General features: G+C 52.7%; 20 protein-coding genes and 1 other annotated feature. Of the genes, 5 read left to right on the top strand and 15 right to left on the bottom strand.

The genetic code is table 11. From position 1 onward, the window contains the following. The first annotated feature begins 153 nt into the window (after positions 1-153). Genes Psfp_RS19050 through Psfp_RS19040 form a run of 3 tightly spaced genes read left to right on the top strand, consistent with a single transcriptional unit; the run spans position 154 to position 2,553 of the window. The gene (locus Psfp_RS19050; RefSeq protein WP_243120806.1) at positions 154-1,080 is read left to right on the top strand and encodes a branched-chain amino acid ABC transporter permease; all 927 of its coding nucleotides are present in this window, start codon (positions 154-156) and stop codon (positions 1,078-1,080) included. Then, entirely contained in the window at positions 1,061-1,834 is a 774-nt protein-coding gene (locus tag Psfp_RS19045) for an ABC transporter ATP-binding protein (protein WP_134220101.1), read from the top strand. Before Psfp_RS19050 ends, Psfp_RS19045 begins: the two co-directional genes overlap by 20 nt. Beyond that, complete coding sequence (locus Psfp_RS19040) at positions 1,834-2,553, top strand: ABC transporter ATP-binding protein (RefSeq protein ID WP_134220100.1); 720 nt, start codon at positions 1,834-1,836, stop codon at positions 2,551-2,553. The genes Psfp_RS19045 and Psfp_RS19040 overlap by 1 nt, the downstream gene beginning before the upstream one ends. Before the next feature lie 227 nt (positions 2,554-2,780). Here Psfp_RS19040 and Psfp_RS19035 read toward each other — a convergent pair whose 3' ends face one another. The 4 genes from Psfp_RS19035 to metG all read right to left on the bottom strand — a co-directional run bounded on the left by Psfp_RS19035 (position 2,781) and on the right by metG (position 6,388). Beyond that, entirely contained in the window at positions 2,781-3,272 is a 492-nt protein-coding gene (locus Psfp_RS19035; protein ID WP_153189566.1) for a UPF0158 family protein, read from the bottom strand. 31 nt (positions 3,273-3,303) lie between these two features. Then, positions 3,304-3,846, bottom strand: a complete 543-nt coding sequence (gene cobO, locus Psfp_RS19030; RefSeq protein ID WP_348981163.1) for a cob(I)yrinic acid a,c-diamide adenosyltransferase — start codon at positions 3,844-3,846, stop codon at positions 3,304-3,306. Between the two features lie 216 nt (positions 3,847-4,062). Continuing rightward, positions 4,063-4,833, bottom strand: coding sequence for a TatD family hydrolase (locus tag Psfp_RS19025; protein ID WP_134220097.1), 771 nt, complete (start codon positions 4,831-4,833; stop codon positions 4,063-4,065). A gap of 19 nt (positions 4,834-4,852) precedes the next feature. Continuing rightward, complete coding sequence (gene metG, locus Psfp_RS19020; protein WP_134220096.1) at positions 4,853-6,388, bottom strand: methionine--tRNA ligase; 1,536 nt, start codon at positions 6,386-6,388, stop codon at positions 4,853-4,855. 297 nt (positions 6,389-6,685) lie between these two features. Continuing rightward, positions 6,686-6,944, bottom strand: a binding site (T-box leader). A 185-nt stretch (positions 6,945-7,129) separates the two neighbouring features. Here metG and Psfp_RS19015 point away from each other — a divergent pair. Further along, a complete protein-coding gene (locus tag Psfp_RS19015) occupies positions 7,130-7,384 on the top strand; it encodes an AbrB/MazE/SpoVT family DNA-binding domain-containing protein (RefSeq protein WP_134220095.1) in 255 nt (84 codons plus the stop codon). Between the two features lie 42 nt (positions 7,385-7,426). On the opposite strand, the gene rsmI is transcribed toward Psfp_RS19015, so the two are convergent. The 6 genes from rsmI to Psfp_RS18985 form a co-directional block, all read right to left on the bottom strand. After that, positions 7,427-8,284 carry a 16S rRNA (cytidine(1402)-2'-O)-methyltransferase gene (gene rsmI, locus Psfp_RS19010; RefSeq protein ID WP_134220094.1) on the bottom strand — a complete coding sequence of 286 codons (858 nt, stop codon included), beginning with the start codon at positions 8,282-8,284 and terminating at the stop codon, positions 7,427-7,429. Positions 8,285-8,390: 106 nt separating this feature from the next. Next, positions 8,391-8,744, bottom strand: a complete 354-nt coding sequence (locus Psfp_RS19005; RefSeq protein WP_243120805.1) for an initiation control protein YabA — start codon at positions 8,742-8,744, stop codon at positions 8,391-8,393. After that, positions 8,744-9,616, bottom strand: a complete 873-nt coding sequence (locus tag Psfp_RS19000; RefSeq protein ID WP_134220092.1) for a stage 0 sporulation family protein — start codon at positions 9,614-9,616, stop codon at positions 8,744-8,746. Before Psfp_RS19000 ends, Psfp_RS19005 begins: the two co-directional genes overlap by 1 nt. Further along, positions 9,616-10,638, bottom strand: a complete 1,023-nt coding sequence (gene holB, locus Psfp_RS18995; protein WP_134220091.1) for a DNA polymerase III subunit delta' — start codon at positions 10,636-10,638, stop codon at positions 9,616-9,618. Before holB ends, Psfp_RS19000 begins: the two co-directional genes overlap by 1 nt. Beyond that, a complete protein-coding gene (gene tmk, locus Psfp_RS18990; RefSeq protein ID WP_134220090.1) occupies positions 10,635-11,258 on the bottom strand; it encodes a dTMP kinase in 624 nt (207 codons plus the stop codon). Before tmk ends, holB begins: the two co-directional genes overlap by 4 nt. Positions 11,259-11,633: 375 nt before the next feature. After that, positions 11,634-13,079 carry an aminotransferase class I/II-fold pyridoxal phosphate-dependent enzyme gene (locus tag Psfp_RS18985; RefSeq protein WP_134220089.1) on the bottom strand — a complete coding sequence of 482 codons (1,446 nt, stop codon included), beginning with the start codon at positions 13,077-13,079 and terminating at the stop codon, positions 11,634-11,636. Between the two features lie 195 nt (positions 13,080-13,274). Here Psfp_RS18985 and Psfp_RS18980 point away from each other — a divergent pair, with 195 nt between their 5' ends. Further along, positions 13,275-13,547 carry a hypothetical protein gene (locus Psfp_RS18980; protein ID WP_134220088.1) on the top strand — a complete coding sequence of 91 codons (273 nt, stop codon included), beginning with the start codon at positions 13,275-13,277 and terminating at the stop codon, positions 13,545-13,547. Here the strand turns inward: Psfp_RS18980 and Psfp_RS18975 are convergent. The 5 genes from Psfp_RS18975 to Psfp_RS18955 form a co-directional block, all read right to left on the bottom strand. Beyond that, positions 13,499-13,627 (bottom strand): sigma factor G inhibitor Gin, encoded by a 129-nt coding sequence (locus Psfp_RS18975; protein ID WP_134220104.1) that lies wholly within the window; start codon positions 13,625-13,627, stop codon positions 13,499-13,501. The two genes, Psfp_RS18980 and Psfp_RS18975, sit on opposite strands and share 49 nt — an antisense overlap. 119 nt (positions 13,628-13,746) lie before the next feature. Then, positions 13,747-14,007: a 4Fe-4S dicluster domain-containing protein gene (locus Psfp_RS18970; protein ID WP_190240079.1), complete on the bottom strand. Its 261-nt coding sequence runs from the start codon at positions 14,005-14,007 to the stop codon at positions 13,747-13,749. 14 nt (positions 14,008-14,021) lie between these two features. After that, entirely contained in the window at positions 14,022-14,612 is a 591-nt protein-coding gene (locus Psfp_RS18965; RefSeq protein ID WP_134220087.1) for a 2-oxoacid:acceptor oxidoreductase family protein, read from the bottom strand. Then, positions 14,612-15,370 (bottom strand): thiamine pyrophosphate-dependent enzyme, encoded by a 759-nt coding sequence (locus Psfp_RS18960; RefSeq protein ID WP_134220086.1) that lies wholly within the window; start codon positions 15,368-15,370, stop codon positions 14,612-14,614. The genes Psfp_RS18965 and Psfp_RS18960 overlap by 1 nt, the downstream gene beginning before the upstream one ends. 85 nt (positions 15,371-15,455) lie before the next feature. Next, the gene (locus tag Psfp_RS18955) at positions 15,456-16,586 is read right to left on the bottom strand and encodes a ferredoxin oxidoreductase (protein WP_134220085.1); all 1,131 of its coding nucleotides are present in this window, start codon (positions 16,584-16,586) and stop codon (positions 15,456-15,458) included. Positions 16,587-16,722: the final 136 nt, after the last annotated feature.

The raw sequence follows: 16,722 nt of genomic DNA, 5'->3' as shown, positions 1-16,722 counted from the left end.
ATGGCATAAAATACCATCCATTTCGATTATTGGGCGATTTTGAAAATGTCAAGGGCTTTTGAGTATTTTTTGAGCATTTTTTAAAAATGTTTTTTGGTACTAATTTACTGAAAGTGCATAACTACTGTAATTAAAACACTGATACTTTTTAATGTGCTTTCGCCCTACTGGCAGCTCGTCCTTGACCAGTCCCTGATTGTCACCATCGGCGCCTTGGGGTTATCTATTATTTACGGTTTTACCGGCCAGTTTTCTCTCGGACACGCTGCTTTTTACGGGATTGGGGCATATACCGCGGGGGCCATCAGCAAGACCCTGGGACACGGCAGTTTACTCTGGTTTCTTATTGCCCTCGTTGCCGGTTCCCTGGTTGCCGGTCTGATCGCCTTGTTAATCGGGTTGCCTATTTTGCGGCTGCGCTCCGACTACCTGGGTATCGCCACTTTAGGCTTCGGTATCATCGTCAAGGTCGGCATGGACAATGCCAACAAAGTCCTGCCGGTTCTCGGCGGGGCCACCGGCATGAGCGGCTTAACTAAAGTAGCCAACTTCGAAATAATTTTTCTATTTTTCCTTGCCGCCATTTTGCTGGTGAGAAACCTTATATATTCCAAGTACGGGCGGGCCTTTACCTCCATCCGCGAGGATGAAATAGCCGCTGACGCCATGGGCATAGACACTACCCGCTACAAAACCATGGCCTTTGTCCTGGGCTGCGCCCTGGCGGGGCTGGCCGGTTCTCTTTACGCGCACCGCTATCCTTTTCTACACCCGTCCAGCTTCGACTTCCTCAAATCCTTTGACTTTCTATTGATCGTCGTGCTGGGTGGGCTGGGCAGCTTAAGCGGCACCATCGTCACCGCCGTGGCCTGGGCCTTTTTACTGGAAGGCTTGCGATTCGTGCTGGGCGAACAGTTCATTGACTTCCGCGGAGTTATTTACGCTCTAATCCTGATCATCACCATCCTGATGCGGCCGCAGGGCCTTTTCAGCGGTAAAGAACTCCTCTTTATGAAACCACCCAAGCTCAAAAACACTGTACCAGGAGAGGAGGGTTCCCATGCCGGTCTTGGAAATTGAAGGCTTAAGCAAAAGTTTTGGCGGCTTGCGGGCGGTTTCCAACTTTGATCTGGCTCTTGGAGACAATGAAGTTGTAGGGTTGATCGGTCCCAACGGGGCAGGCAAAACAACCATTTTCAACTTGATTACCGGAATTTATCCGGTTACCTCCGGCTCCATCAATTTCATGGGCAAGAGCATACTGGGTATACGTCCTTTTAAAATTACACAACTGGGTATCTCGCGGACCTTCCAGAATATCCGGATTTTTAAGGAGTGCACTGTTCTGGACAATGTCCGCACCGTCTTTCATCCCAGGGTGAAATACGGTGTCGTAGACGCTTTCCTGCACACACCCCGGTATGTTGCTGAGGAGGCGCGCATTACCGAGCGGTCACTTGAGCTTTTGAAGACCATGAACCTTGCTGGGAGGGCTGAATTAAAGGCAGCCAGCCTGCCCTACGGAGACCAGCGCCGCCTGGAAATAGCCCGTGCCCTGGCCGGAGAACCGAAAGTGCTTCTTTTGGATGAGCCGGCCGCCGGCATGAACCCCTCCGAGGTCGGAACCCTGGTAGAACTTATAAAGTTCATTAGAAATAAGTTTAAAATAACCGTTCTGTTAATCGAACACCAGATGAACGTGGTTATGAACGTATGCGACCGGCTGGTAGTGCTCGACTTCGGAGAGATTATCGCCGAAGGACTGCCCGAAGAGATCCGTAACAACCAGAAAGTTTTGGAGGCTTATCTGGGCAAGGGGGTGACGGTAGCCTGATGCTGTCTGTAGATAATATTCAAGTCTTTTACGGAGCCATCCAGGCGCTGCACGGTATTTCCTTCGAAGTCAAGGAAGGAGAAATCGTGACCCTGATCGGCGCCAACGGCGCCGGTAAATCCACGACCTTAAGGACCATTTCCGGCCTCTTGCGGCCCAAGTCCGGCGCCGTCAAGTTTGGGGGCGCCGACATTACCAGAGTTCCCGCTCATAAGATTGTCCAGATGGGCCTGGCCCACGTACCGGAGGGAAGAAAAATCTTTCCCGACCTGACTGTGCGCGAGAACCTGATCATGGGCGCTTATACCAGGACTGACCGCGCTGAAATTGCAGGCAGCCTCGATAATGTATTCCAACGTTTCCCGCGCCTTAAAGAACGGGAAAAGCAGTTAGCCGGCACCCTCTCGGGCGGCGAGCAGCAAATGCTGGCCATGGGACGCGGGTTGATGTGCCAACCCAAGCTTCTGATCCTGGACGAGCCTTCCATGGGGCTTTCCCCCATCCTGGTCGAGGATATTTTTAAAATAATCGCGGAGATTAACCAACTGGGAACAACTATCCTGCTGGTCGAGCAAAACGCCTTTATGGCGCTTCAAATAGCCCACAGGGCCTATGTGCTGGAAACCGGAAGGGTCATGCTGGCCGGCCCTGCCGCCGAGCTGCGGGAGAACCCCAGAGTCCGCAGCGCCTACCTTGGCGATGTCATTGAGATAGCCTGAACTAATAGCTTGAGCACAAGAAAAACCCGGGGCAGGTACTCCGGGTTATTACTTATATGATGCCGCAGCCGCATAATGGGCGTAGGTCGTAAGTCGTAAGGCGTAGGATATACTGCATTCCTAATAGGTCTCCATATTTGAACCTTAAAAGGTCAACGAAAAGAGTAATCTTGTTTACGCCTTATGCCTTACGACCTACGACTGACCTAAAAGCATATCTATAAAAGTCATATTCGTTTGTTGATGCCGCATGGATCATTTCTGCCGGGATGGTTGGCCTCAACCAGCTCAATCCCTTTGGCCTTAAACCATTCTTTTAAAAAGACAGCATACCTGTCATTCTGGTAATTATACCACTCTCTGCGTGTTTCCTCGTAATCATCGTCCATCAGGGCTTTTCTGAAATCCACATCCGCAGCCAGCGCCTTGGCCAGGATTTCCTTCACCAGGGGGGCATCAAGGGTATCAATGAAATCCTGTTTGATTTTTATGTCCAGTTCCTTATCCAGCTTCGGGAGCCTCGCAAAGTTTTCCGGCTGGCTGTCCATTTTCTTAACCTTTTCTTCGTGTTCAGGGAAGTCCATAGGCGCGTAAAAGTAATGTTTTCCTGTCTGCAGATCCAGGTAATACTCGGAATACTCGCTGCTGTTTTCAAAAGCGTTGACCAACCATGCCAAAACCACAGGTACCTGGCGCATCTCAACCGTTCCTTTCTTCAAGTACTGCCGTCAACAGCCAAGCAGCTCTCCATTAAAATTCTATCCCCCTCTGGGCGGGAATCCCCCGGGTAAAGGGATGTTTAATTTCCCGCATCTCAGTGACCAGGTCTGCCTTAGCGATAATTTCGGGAGAAGCATTGCGTCCGGTCAGGACCACGTGCAAACTTTCCGGCTTGGCGTCTAAAAGGGCCAGAACGTCACTCTGAGCTACCAGCCCGTAATGGATGGCGTACAGGATCTCATCCAGAATGATCAGGTCGTAATTTGCCTTTGAAAATTCAGCCCTGGCGGCCTCAAGCGCCTCCCCGGCGGCATGTCGGTGCCCGTCAAGCGACTGGTCGTCCGCTCCCTTGATGAAACCTTCTCCCATCTGCCTTATTTCAAAATTTGGGCCAAGCTTTTCTACCGCCTTCAGTTCCCCGTATTTCCAGCCACCCTTGATGAACTGGAGAACCAGCACCTTCATCCCCTGCCCCCAGGCTCTTAAGCCCATACCAAGAGCAGCCGTGGTTTTTCCCTTGCCGTTGCCCGTGTTGACCAGGATTAAACCTTGTTTCTTTTGCTCTTGCATAATAAGCTCCCGTTCCTTTCTTCACAGAAAAATCTTTCTATCCTGAACATAAGAGTCCGGCATACGAAGCGTTACCCCAAAGATGCAGGTGCGAATTCATTCGCACAAAGGCAACATTGGCTGCCACAAATTCGGCGCTGGCGCGCCGTGTGCGATTGAAATGGCGCCTACATCGGCTGGTATTTTCATGCTATGTGGCGCCGCCGGCTTATTATTTATTCAAGCAATTCCGAACAATCTCCTGCCATTTTCTGTACATGTTTTCGCCAATTCTTCGACATCTATTCCCTTAAGCGTCGCAATCTCTGCCGCGGTAAAAGCAATGTAGGAGGGTTCGTTGCGTTTGCCCCGGTGCGGCGACGGCGTCAGGTAGGGTGCATCTGTTTCCAGCAGCAGGCGGTCCATGGGAACCCGGCCGGCTACATCTTTCAACCTGGACGCATTCTGGTAGGTTACCGGCCCGGCAATGGAAATATAAAAGCCCATGGACAGGCATTCCTGCGCCATCTCCCAACTGCCGGAGTAGCAATGCATGACACCTCCGGCGGCGCCCAGTCCCAACTCGCGCAAGATATCCATGAGATCACCGTGCGCGTCCCGGTCATGAATGATTACCGGCAAGCTCAGCTCGCGAGCCAGGATTAACTGCTCCCGGAAAACCTTGCGCTGCATTTCCCGGGGGGAAAGATCACGGTAGTAATCCAGCCCAATCTCGCCCAGCGCCACCACCCTGGGGTGGGCGGACATGTTCTTTAATTCCTCAAGGTAGCCGGGCCCGGCTTCCATCGCATTGTGCGGGTGAAACCCTACGGAAGCATATACCATGTCATTATTTTCGGCCAGTGTTATGGCTCGCCGGGAGGATTCCAGGTTGTAGCCCACGTTGTTGATATAGGCCACCCCTGCGCCGCGCGCCCGTTCCAATACCTCCTCCCGGTCGAGTTCGTACTCCTCTTCAGCAATGTGGGCATGTGTATCAAACAAAAGCATGGCAATCATCCTGTCCTTTTTATACTTCAATCCGCGGGAAAAGAGCCTGGGCCCGCTTAACTTTTACCCCGGCGGGGAATTTCCCCCAGGCCAGGGAATCCCAGGTTTGCACGCCCTCCCGCCCGGCCAGGCCCAACTGGGACCAGACCCGCGGGGGCAGTAGAGGCATGTAGGGCGCCGCTATGACGGTGATAAAACGAATGCACTCGGCCAGGTTGTACATGACCGTAGCCAGCCGCTGCCTCTGAGCCGGGTCTTTGGCCAGGCCCCAGGGCGCCGTCTCGTCCACGTACTTGTTGGCGCGTCCCACCAGGCGCCATAAGGCGCTCAAGGCTCCGGAGAGGTCCAGCGCGTCCATTGCTTCTTCAACTTTTACCGGAGTCTGTTCGGCCAGGTCGATCAATTCCTGATCCGGACCTTCAGGGGCGCCGGGCGCTTCAACCACACCCTGAAAATATTTTTCAATCATGGCGATGGAGCGGCTGACCAGGTTGCCCAGGTCATTGGCCAGGTCCTTGTTGATCCGCTCTACCAGAGCGTCCTCGCTATAAGAACCGTCCGAGCCGGGGGGCAGTTCGCGCAGCAGGTAATAGCGGATGGCATCCACCCCGTACTTTTCGATTAAAACCAGCGGGTCCACCACATTTCCTTTGGATTTGGACATTTTACCGCTGTCGAGCAACAGCCAGCCGTGGCCCACCACCCGCTTGGGCAGTTCGAGTCCAAGGGCCATCAGGAGACACGGCCAGATGATGCTGTGAAAACGCACAATGTCCTTGCCCATCAGGTGGACATCGGCCGGCCAGTATTTTTTAAAAAGGGTATCGTCGCCGGTTCCGTAACCCAGCGCGGAGATATAGTTGGTCAAAGCGTCCACCCAGACGTAGATGACATGCTTGGGGTCAAAGGGAACAGGAATACCCCAGTTAAAGGTGGTCCTTGAAACACAGAGGTCCTCCAGACCGCTCTTAATAAAACTCACCATTTCATTGCGCCGTGAAGTGGGCTGAATAAACTCCGGGTGCTCCTCTATGTGCTGCAGCAGGCGGTCGGCGTACTTGGAAATCTTAAAAAAATAACTTTCTTCCTGGAGCAGTTCCACCGGACGTCCGCAGTCGGGACAATTGCCCTCCTCCAGCCTGCTTTCCACCCAAAAAGCTTCACAGGGTGTACAGTACCAGCCTTCGTAGCTGGCCTTGTAGATATCCCCCTGGTCGTATAATCTCTGAAAGAATTCGGAGACCACCTTTTTGTGACGCGGTTCAGTTGTGCGGATAAAATCATCGTAACTCACTTCCAGGCTACCCCACAGGCTCTTAAAGCCGGCTACGATTTTATCAACGTATTCCTGAGGGGTCTCACCACGTGATTTGGCCGCCCGCTCAATCTTCTGGCCGTGTTCATCCGAGCCGGTAAGAAAATACGTATCCCACCCGGTGAGCTTCTTGAACCGGCTCATGGTGTCTGCAGCCACCGTGGTATAAGCATGCCCGATATGCAGGTTGTCGCTGGGGTAGTAAATCGGGGTAGTAATGTAAAACGTGCCCTTGCTCATAATCTTATTCCTCCTTTGTTTAAGCTATCGAAGTAGACATTATTTTTTTCTTATTTTGGTCGTAAGGCGTAAGGCGCAGGTCAAATTGTCGCAGGTCGTAGGGCGTAAGGCGTAGGTAATACGGCATTCCTTTTAGGCTTAAAATTTGCCGCAATTCTCTGAAGCCCAATCAAATAATAATTAGGATTTCTTTCTTTTTACGCCTTACGCCCTACGCCCTACGACAGTTTGATAATACGCCACAACCTCCTCTTACCAGAAAAAGTTTCAGTAAACAAAAACACTCCCTCCTTGTTACCAAGGGGCGGAGTGTTAATATTACCCGCGGTACCACCCTTTTTTACCGGCTTCTCACGAAGCGGCCTTTCAAGGTACGGGGAAGATCGTTCCCGATACCCAAGCCTGGTAACGGCGCTAATCCCGTCGCGACCTACTGTAAGTTCAGACGCGCAGCTCCAGGGCCATGTTCAGCCGTCCTTTCCCCGCGGGTTTCCACCCAACCCCGCTCTCTGTGGGGTATTAATACCAGCTTACTCTTCCCCTTCTCAGCCTTTTTGAAGCATTTAAGAAAGCCAACAAACTGATTTTAATCCAAGGGAATCTGATTTGTCAAGTTTTCGACAATCAGGAAAAAAAGTAGTTGATTAGTAAATAAATGTGTTGACTTTTACTGGAATCGTTGGTACCATTTAGTTGTAAGAAATTTAAACATTGTGTCGAATTTTGTAGAGGAGGGATAGCATGAAATCGACAGGGATTGTCAGAAAGGTGGACGAGCTCGGCAGAGTGGTCATTCCCATTGAATTGCGGCGGACGCTGGGAATTGACGAAAAAGACCCTCTGGAAATCTACGTAGATAATGAGAAGATTATCTTGAAAAAGTACGAGCCGGCCTGCGTCTTCTGCGGCAACGCTTCGGATGTCCAACACTACCGCGGCAAAATGGTATGCCGTGAGTGTGCTCTGGCCATGATTGAAAACGCTCAAGCAATGTAATTTGCAGTAATAAGAGGGACGAAAGTCTCTCATTTTTTTTACTCAAGTTTCTTTCTCAAGTACCGCCTGGTAGACCTCCCGCCTGGAAATACCGCGCAAACGGGCAACTTCCCTGAGGGCATCCTTGCGGCCGGCTCCTTTTGCCTCGATCAGGGCTACATGAGCGGCAGGACTCAAGTGAAGCCACTCCGGTTCATTTTTTGCCGGGCTTTCAGCGCCGGCGCCGTCAACAACCAGGGTAAACTCGCCTCGCGGTTCCTTTTCCCTGAAATGCTCCACCAGTTCGGCCAGCGAACCCCGGATAATTTCTTCATGCAGCTTGGTCAGTTCCCTGGCTGCCGCTGCAGCCCGGTCGCCGAGGACCTCATACAGGTCAGCCAATGTCGCCCGCAAGCGGTGCGGCGCCTCATAGAAAATAAGAGTACCCTGTTGGGGCTGAAGTTCCCTTAATTTTTCGCGCCTCGCTTTGGCGGAGCTTGGTAAAAATCCAATAAAAATAAAGCTTTCCGTAGGAAGGCCGGAGACCACCAGGGCTGTAATACCGGCGCTTGGCCCTGGTATCGCAGTAACCCCACACCCTTCCCGCAGGGCTAACCCGACCAGTTCCGACCCCTGGTCCGACACTCCCGGCATACCGGCGTCGGAAACCAGGGCAATATTTTTGCCGGAGCGCAGCAGGTCCAATAGGACCGGCCCCTTGGCGCGCATATTATGGCGGTGGTAGCTGGTAAGCCCGGTATGAATATCATAGCGGCTCAAAAGTTTCCGGGTGTGACGCGTATCTTCCGCGGCAATCAGGTCGACCTCCCGCAACACTCGCAGGGCGCGCATCGTAATGTCCTCCAGGTTGCCGATAGGCGTCGCGCACAGGTAAAGTACCCCTTTTTGCCCTTCTGTCACAGTGTTTCACCTCCCCGGCTGGTTTAAAAGCTCCTCAAAAGACATCCTGCGCACCCACATTATAAGGCCAGCCTGGAATTATATTTCCACGCTGTCTTTTAGAAAATTAAGAGTTGCTCTCTTCAACCTTTTTGCCGGTTGAGGGCTCCGCTTCCTTGCGCAAAAAGGCCATACAAAAAAGGCACTCTCCAGACCTCCTGCGGCCGAAATAAAGGTTGCAGATATGGAACGCCTGGTCGTACAGTTCAAGGAGGTTCGAAAAGGCCGCGCCGGACTTGCCTGCAGCCTCACTTGCCGCGCCGTTTACCAGATCCGCGCGGTAAAAGGCGGCCAGTTCATTCCTGAGCCGGGAGTTTTCCTCATCCGCTTCCCGGATTTCATGTTTCAATTCCTGCATTTCAGCAAGCAGGGAATGTAGTTTTGCTTCCATTTCTTTAATGCGTTTGAACAGGCCCTGCACTAAACTGTCTCCTCGTTTGATTGCCGGGGGCATTCTTTCTTATGGCCTTTGCACATTTTGGCCTGGCCATCTTTAGATACAATTTCTTCACAGGGATATTCTTTGATGATTTTACTTTCCTTCAGTTCCACGCTGACGTACTTTTTAAATATATTTATACCGACTACCTTACCCTCCCCATCAGGGGTAGTAACCCAGCTGCCGGGATCAGGAAATTCTCCTCTGGCATGCTCGTAAGACTCGTTTTCGTATTTCAGACAGCACATCAGCCTGCCGCAGATGCCGGAAATTTTGGTGGGATTAAGGGAAAGATTTTGCTCCTTGGCCATCCTGATGGAGACGGAAGCAAAATCGGAAAGCCAGGTGGCGCAGCAGAGCTCACGCCCGCAACAGCCAAGCCCGCCCACCAGTTTGGCTTCGTCCCGGACCCCAATCTGCCTTAGTTCAATCCTGGTCCGGAACACCGCAGCCAGGTCCTTTACCAGTTCACGAAAGTCAATACGCCCTTCCGCGGTAAAATAAAAAATGATTTTGTTACCGTCAAAGGTCTGCTCAACCCCCACCAGTTTCATAGGCAGCTTATGGAATGCAATCTTCTCCAGACCCACCTGGAAAGCCCTGCATTCTTTTTCTTTGTTAGCGGCAAGTTGCTGGTAATCCTCAACGGTAGCTTTACGGATTACCTTTTTGAGCGGAGCCACCACTTCATCCTCATTAACTTGCAAAGGGCCCGCCACCACGTCCCCGTACTCGACACCTCTGGCAGTTTCCACAATTACCCCTTCTCCCATGGTCAGCGGGAGGTCACCGGGGTCAAAATAGTATATCTTACCGGCCTTTTTAAAGCGAATACCGACCACGATTAATTCCACTAAACGATTCCCTCCTCTACTCCGGTTGTTAAACCCGGAGCCCTTCCTGCCAGATGCAAAAATAGTATATCCAGGGCCAACCGGGTATTGGCGTTGGCCTCAATTTTTTTTCTGGTAGTTTCTATCTCTTCTAGTATCTCCAAGAGACGCCCGGTTTCAAAGCTTCCCGCCTCCTTTTCCATGATATCAATATGGTCTAAATGATATAAAAGCCCTGTTTCTCCAGTTAATTTAAGGACCAGCAGGTCGCGGTACCAGCATTTTAGGATCTCCAGGATAGCGCTTACTTTCTCTTTTTGCTCTGCGATTTGTCCCGCCATCGCCAGCGCCTCGTGGGGAGCGGCTCCGTCCAGGTCATGCGCCAGACGGATCGCGAGGCTTTGCTCCGCCTGGAATGTCCCGGCCGCGTAAGCCAGCGCTTTACCCATGCTGCCGCCGGCCATCGCAGCGGTCAGACCCGCTTTAACCGGGTCCAGACCATGCAGGGCAACCAGCCCTCCGGTCAGCTCCGGCAGGGGTATGCTTTTGAATGAGCACAGTTGGCAGCGGGACAAAATGGTCGGAAGCAGGGACTGCGGCTGGTCGGAAACCAGGATCATGACTGTACCGCCGGGCGGCTCCTCCAGCGTCTTCAGCAGGCAATTGGAGGCATCCGCGGTCATTAGCTCGGCCTGATCAATCAAAAACACCTTACGTCCGCCCTGGTAGGCTCTGTAGGGGATCCGGCGCAGCATGCCGCGCACCTGTTCAATCTTGATGGACGCTCCTGAGGGCTGTAACGTATAAAGGTCGGGATGGTTATGGTTCGCCGCCTGCCGGCAGGTACGGCAGACCCCGCAGGCGTCCCCGGCCGCCGGTTGAGAACAGAGCAGCGCCCGCGCAAAAGCCCGGGCCGTTGTTTTCTTACCCACCCCCGCGGGGCCGGCAAAGAGATAGGCATGGACAACATGGCCGCTGGAAACAGCGTTCATCAGAGTTTGGACTATCTGTTGATGGCCGGCTATCTCCCGCAGAAACCTCATCCCAAAATTTCCTCCACAACCCCAATGATATCGTGATGGACCTGCTCTATGGTACGGTTGGCGTCAATGACACGGTAACGGTCGGGGTCGCGCCCGGCCAGCGTCAGGTAACCGGCCCGGACTTTACGGTGAAAAACACGGTCCTCCTGTTCTATACGGTCCGCACCCCGGCCTGACCCCGTAATCCTCTCCATACCGGTATCACAAAGAAAATCCAAGAGCAGTACCAGGTCGGGCTTCAGTCCGGCCGTTGCCGTCTCGTTCAGCTTTTCTAACTGCCCGACGTCTAAACCCCTGCCAAACCCCTGGTAGGCCAGACTGGAGTCGAGAAAGCGGTCACACAGCACTATTTTTCCTTCCTGCAAGGCGGGCAAAATCACCTGCGCCACGTGCTGCGCCCGGGCGGCGGCATAAAGGAGGGCTTCGGCGACGGGGACCAGTTCGCTATGTTGCGGGTTGAGCAGCAACTCACGGACAGTCTCCCCAATTCTTGTCCCCCCCGGTTCCCTGGTGTACAGCACCGGGCAACCCCGGGCGGACAGTTTATCACCCAAAAGCTTTAGCTGGGTGGTCTTGCCGGAGCCGTCGATACCTTCAAAAACTAAAAACTTTCCCTTCATGCTAAAGCACCTCAAAATTTGGTCGTAGGTCGTAAGGCGTAGGTCGTAAGGTGTATACTGCATTCCTCTTAGTCGCATGTCGTGATACGTGGATGTATTCTGTATTCCTACAGTAAACAAAAACTGATTGTTAATCACAACAGTGAAAATATGCAATCATATAGTATTACCTGACTGGTGTAGTGTAGGTGCGATTTCAATCGCACAACGGGGCGTTAGCGCCGTACTTGGGCATCTAATGTAGCTTTTGTGCGAATGAATTCGCACCTACATCCGAGCAATATAGCAGAAGCCGAAATAATTTTTGGAGCAGCGAAACGCTAATTAAGCTATTAAGTCGCTCAATTTAAGCGCTTGTCGTACAGGCTCTTGTAGCTATTCTACCACAACACTGATTGTTTTTAGCGTTGGATCGGCCGGGCCGTGGCAGGGCAGTCCCATTTTTCTGACTGCCGTCAGGTAGTTGATAACATCCACGGTGATTTCCTCACCCGGGTTTACAGCCGGAATGCCGGGCGGGTACACAGCGATTGTCTCTGCTGAGATCCTTCCCCTGGCTTCATCAAGAGGCACCTGACGGAATTTTGCAAACCAGGCCTCGCGTGGTTTCATCAACACAATAAAACTGTCCGGCGGGGCAATGAACGGGATGGGTTCTGTCTTGCGCTCCCTGAAGGAGATGTCCTCCATGGCGCGGGCCAGTCCTTCACAGTCGGCCCGGACGGCGCCAATTGAGACAATAGCCACCACATGGGCGGAATCAGCCATTTCAACGTAAACACGGTAGCGTTCCGCCAGCATCTGCTGCACCTGGTAGCCGGACAACCCCAGCCTGCGCACTGAAATCACCAGCCTGGTCGGATCCAGGCTTGAGCCTTCGGGCAGGCGCTCCGGGGACAAAACACTCAAACCATCGATAATTGACAAGCGCTGGCGCAGGCCATAGGCCAGTTCCAGAGCCTGGTCCAGCAGTCCTTTCCCCCGCAGCGCCAGCTGCCGGCGGGCCAAATCAAGGGAAGCCATGAGCAGGTAGGACGGGCTGGTGGTTTGCAGCAGGCGCAGAGCTGCCGCGACACCCTGCTGCTCAATTCGTTGTCCTTGCAGGTGCAGGACTGAACTTTGGGTTAGTGAACCGCCCAGCTTGTGGGTACTCTGGACGGCAGCGTCCGCGCCGCAAGCCATGGCATCCTCCGGCAAGGCCGGGTGAAAGCGCAGGTGGGCGCCATGCGCTTCATCTACCAGGAGCGGCTTGTCCGCCCTGTGAGCAGCTTCAGCATAACCCTGCAAATCTCCGGTGACTCCGTAATAGTTGGGACTTACCGCCAGGACGGCGGCGGCTGCCGGGTTATTTTCCAACGCCGCCCGTATGGCGGCGGGTGCGACGCCGCAATCCAGACCGAATTCAGGCATAAGCTCCGGTGTGACGTAAACCGGGTCGGCGCCGGCCAGAACCAGACCGCCCAGGACCGAGCGATGGGCATTTCTCGGTACAACTACCTGTTTCTCACCCACAGTTGCCACAAGCAGGGCATGAATGCCGGCGCTTGTACCGTTAACCAGGAAGAAACTGCGGTCTGCTCCGTAAAGGCCGGCAGCCAGTTCCTGGGCCAGGCGGATGGGCCCGCTCGGGCTGTGCAGGTCATCCAAACCAGACAGCTCGGTCAAATCAAGGGAAAAAAGGGCTTTATTGTCCAGGGACATGAGACCTTCCGGAATGCATCGGCCCTGCCTGTGTCCAGGTATATGGAGATTGCACGTATTTTTTTCATTATGCCTGCAGAGCGCCTCAAAAAGAGGAGCCTGTCCTTGCCTTTCAGACAAAAAACTGCCTCCGGAACAAAATAAATAAAAACAAAAAAAAATTAAATACAAGTTTTACTAATCTTTAATTATATCATAGAAGTCACATTATTACCAACGCCATCCTGCAATTTTGCCATTAGTTTAACCTTATAGATAACAGAGCGCATGGTCACAATAAGAAAAACATTACTATATGTAAAGGAGTGATACCGGGTGGCAGAAGAACAGTCCTGGAAGGTAGATGAAAAGACTCTGTCCAAAAAATACGGCACCGACGTTAAGAAACTGATCAGGGCCTGGAAAAGGGGCTTTACAGATCAGGATATTGCTGTAAAGACCGGTATCAGGCCCACCACCTTATATATGATCAAGCAAGACCTGGAATTGGCGCACAGGCGCATCCGCCTGGCCCAAAAAAAACAGGCGCTGACCCAAGCTCAGACATTGGTTGGCCAGCACCAGATTTTTTTCAATCCCCACTTGTAGTAGTCATAGTCCGGATCGCCCCTGTCAAGGACAATGATTCTACGCTCACACTCGTTGCAGATATAGCGACCCTTAACCATGAGTCCTTCGAATGCAGTCAACTGGGGACGCCGGCATAATATACATGTGGGAGATGCGACTGCCACTTTATTTCACCACCGCTTAAATCACCTTTTCATATTAAATATGAACGCCACGGCTAATGGGTGAAAGGCGGTTTTTTCCTTTTCTCAATACTTATAGCGCAATCCGGGCATACCTCCTGGCATATACCACAGGCGATACACGCATCACTCGACTCAATAGTCGGCGTCCCATAAACTCCTAACACATCGGACCAGTTCAGACACTTTTTTGGGCATTTTTCAATGCATAGCCCGCAACCCTTGCAAAGGCCCGGGAAAAGTGTAAAATTTCCTTTTGTTAATTCCTGTGTTTTTGGTTGGAATTGCAGTGTCATTTTTATGGTCCTCCTTAAGCATTGCTGACGGCCCGATTATTTTGATCAGATCGAACCAATTCCATGCCCCGTTCCAGGGCTCTGAAATTTAACTCCCTCAACTCAGGCTGTTTTTCAAACTTGTAACCAAGTTTTCTTTCAACAGCCTCTTTAATCCGTTCCAGTGAAATCACCCCGGTTGCTCCTACTACGGCGCCCATGATCAAAATGTTAAAAACACGGGGGTTCAGCTCCTGCTTGGCGACTTCTATAGCCGGAATGGGCAGCACCCTGGCGGCATTGGCCGGCAGGTCTTCGTCTTTGACCTGGGTACTGCTTTCATAAACAAAAACGGTCTTAGGACCTACATATTGCCGGGTACGGTGTACCGCCCGGTCGCTTAAAGCCACTACGATATCCCCGGTTTGAAACTTGGGTGAACCAATCTGCTTGTCGCTAATCTGGACAAAGGCCACCGATACACCGCCCCGCTGCTCCACTCCGAAGTTTGGGATATAGAGAGCTTGTTTACCTTCCGCATTGGCAGCTTCCGCGATGATTTCTGCAACCGACTGGACCCCCTGGCCCCCCTCGCCTGCAAGTACCAATTTGGTTGTCCCGGTCATTAGCCCACCTCCCCCTGCACGGCGCCCGGCGCCTTGATTTCTCCCACTTTAAACTGCTTGGACATCTCGTTTTCGATAAAACTCCAGGTATCCTTGGCATTGGTACGCCAGTTGGTAGGACAGGAGGAAAGAGCCTCAACGAAGGAAAACCCGTTGCCGTTGATTTGGTTCTCCAGCGCTTTCTTTAACGCTGCCTTTAGCTGCCGTAGGTTGCCGATGCTGCTCCTGGCCACGTAAGCTCCGTCCGGTGTAATGGCGGATACCATCTCCGGCCCCTGCAGGGGATAACCGGTCACTTCGGGATCCCGCCCGTAAGGCGAGGTTTCGGTTTTCTGCCCCGGCAAGGTGGTGGGAGCCATCTGCCCCCCGGTCATGGCATATTGGGTGTTATTGGCCAGGATTGCCGTAATTTTTTCATTCCGGGCCGCCGCTGCGACCATATGCTGAGCGCCGATGGAATAACCGCCGCCGTCACCCATGTATGCGATGCAGATCAATTCCGGCCTGGCCCGTTTGATACCGGTCATAACCGGGATGGTCCGCCCGTGGTGGGTCTGGACCGAATCCAGGTTGAAGAAATCCCAGGATAAAAGTGAACAGCCAATATCACAGCCGAAGACCACTTTGTCGTGGATCTCCAGTTCATCAATAGCCTCTCCGAGAAATTTTAAAATAATACCGTGTCCGCATCCCGGGCAAAACTTATGGGGCTTGGTCTCCGCCCGCCAACTGCGGGGCATTTTTGGTTGTGGCGCCATGCAAGACTCTCCTTAAGGTGTCATATTAGTATGTTTTGAACTTTTTGTTTTCATCCTCTGCCGGGCCGCCTCAGAGGCTGTGGAACTAGCCAACTGAGGCCTTCCGCAACCTGGGTTTGCGCAGGCCGGTCTCCAGCAGTCCTTTAACCCTGACTTCAACTTCAGTAGCGGTAATACCGATCCCCGGCCGGAAAAGGTGAGTAATCTCAGCTGTGCCGCCGTAGGCAACCTCTTTAAAGAGCCTGGCCAACTGCCCGTAAGCTGACTCAACCACCAGAATTTTACTGACACCGGCTGAAAGCTCCTTGATTTGTTGCACCGGCAGGGGACGCAGGGTCACCGGCCGAAAATAACCCACCTTGTGTCCCTGCTCTCTCAGGTTGTTTACGGCCTCCCGTACCGCCCGGAAAACCACCCCGTGGCCGACCACCACAAGTTCCGCGTCATCCGTATTTTCAGCCTGGAATTCAGCAACCTCGGGCGCTATTCTTTCAAATTCAGCCATATCGTGGGATACCTTCTCGTAAAGCTCTTCTTCCAGGTTGTAGGTATTGCGGTGATGCGCCGGGGGCCGGTCCCGCCCCGGTACACCCGCCAGCCCGACATAGGCCTGCGGCTCGATAATTTGCACGCCTCGCTCTTCCGGCTTATACATGGTCAGGGGTTCACGCATTTTCGCCTGGTATCCATCACCAAGCACAAAAGTCGGAAAGCGGTATTTCCAGGCCGTGTTAAATGCTTTGATGGTGTAATCATACAGCTCCTGGTGGTTGGCTGTGGAATATACAATCCGCATCCCCTCACCGTTCCCGCCCAGGGTGGTCAGAGTTACCTCCTGCTGGGAATAAATCACCGTCGCCGTGGATGGACCGCCCCTCTGCTGGATTACCACCACGGTCGGCAAGCGCATCATCTCCGCCATCGACATGGGTTCCTGCATCAGCGTATTACCGGGCCCGGCTGTAGCCGTAAAAGCTTTGCGCCCTGCCATCACCCCGCCTACGGTGGTAAACCCTGCTGAAAGCTCGTCTTCAGTTTGAAGAAAGGTCTTATTATATTTTGGGGCCAGCCTGGTCCAGTAGTGCATGATTTCATTCTGGGGGGTGATCGGATAGCCGTACATAATATCGGCCTTGGCCGCTATAGCCGCCCAGGCGACCACCTCGTTACCGGTCATAAAGACCCTTTTTTCTCCTTGAATTATTTTCTCAGACATGTAAACCTCCATTTCTCCGCCTACTGCGGGCGACACAAATAGGAATGAAAACCGGGATGTGCAGTAACCATCCTTTGGGTACAATAGCCTTGAGGGAAAGGCACACTACAAAGCACGGTGAGGTGAGTTGCAGACT

Origin of the sequence: Pelotomaculum sp. FP (assembly GCF_004369245.1) — a bacterium.
GTDB classification, from domain to species: Bacteria; Bacillota; Desulfotomaculia; order Desulfotomaculales; family Pelotomaculaceae; genus Pelotomaculum_C; species Pelotomaculum_C schinkii.
The sequence above is the reverse complement of the archived record's forward strand: the minus strand, read 5'-3'. Positions and strand labels throughout refer to the sequence as shown.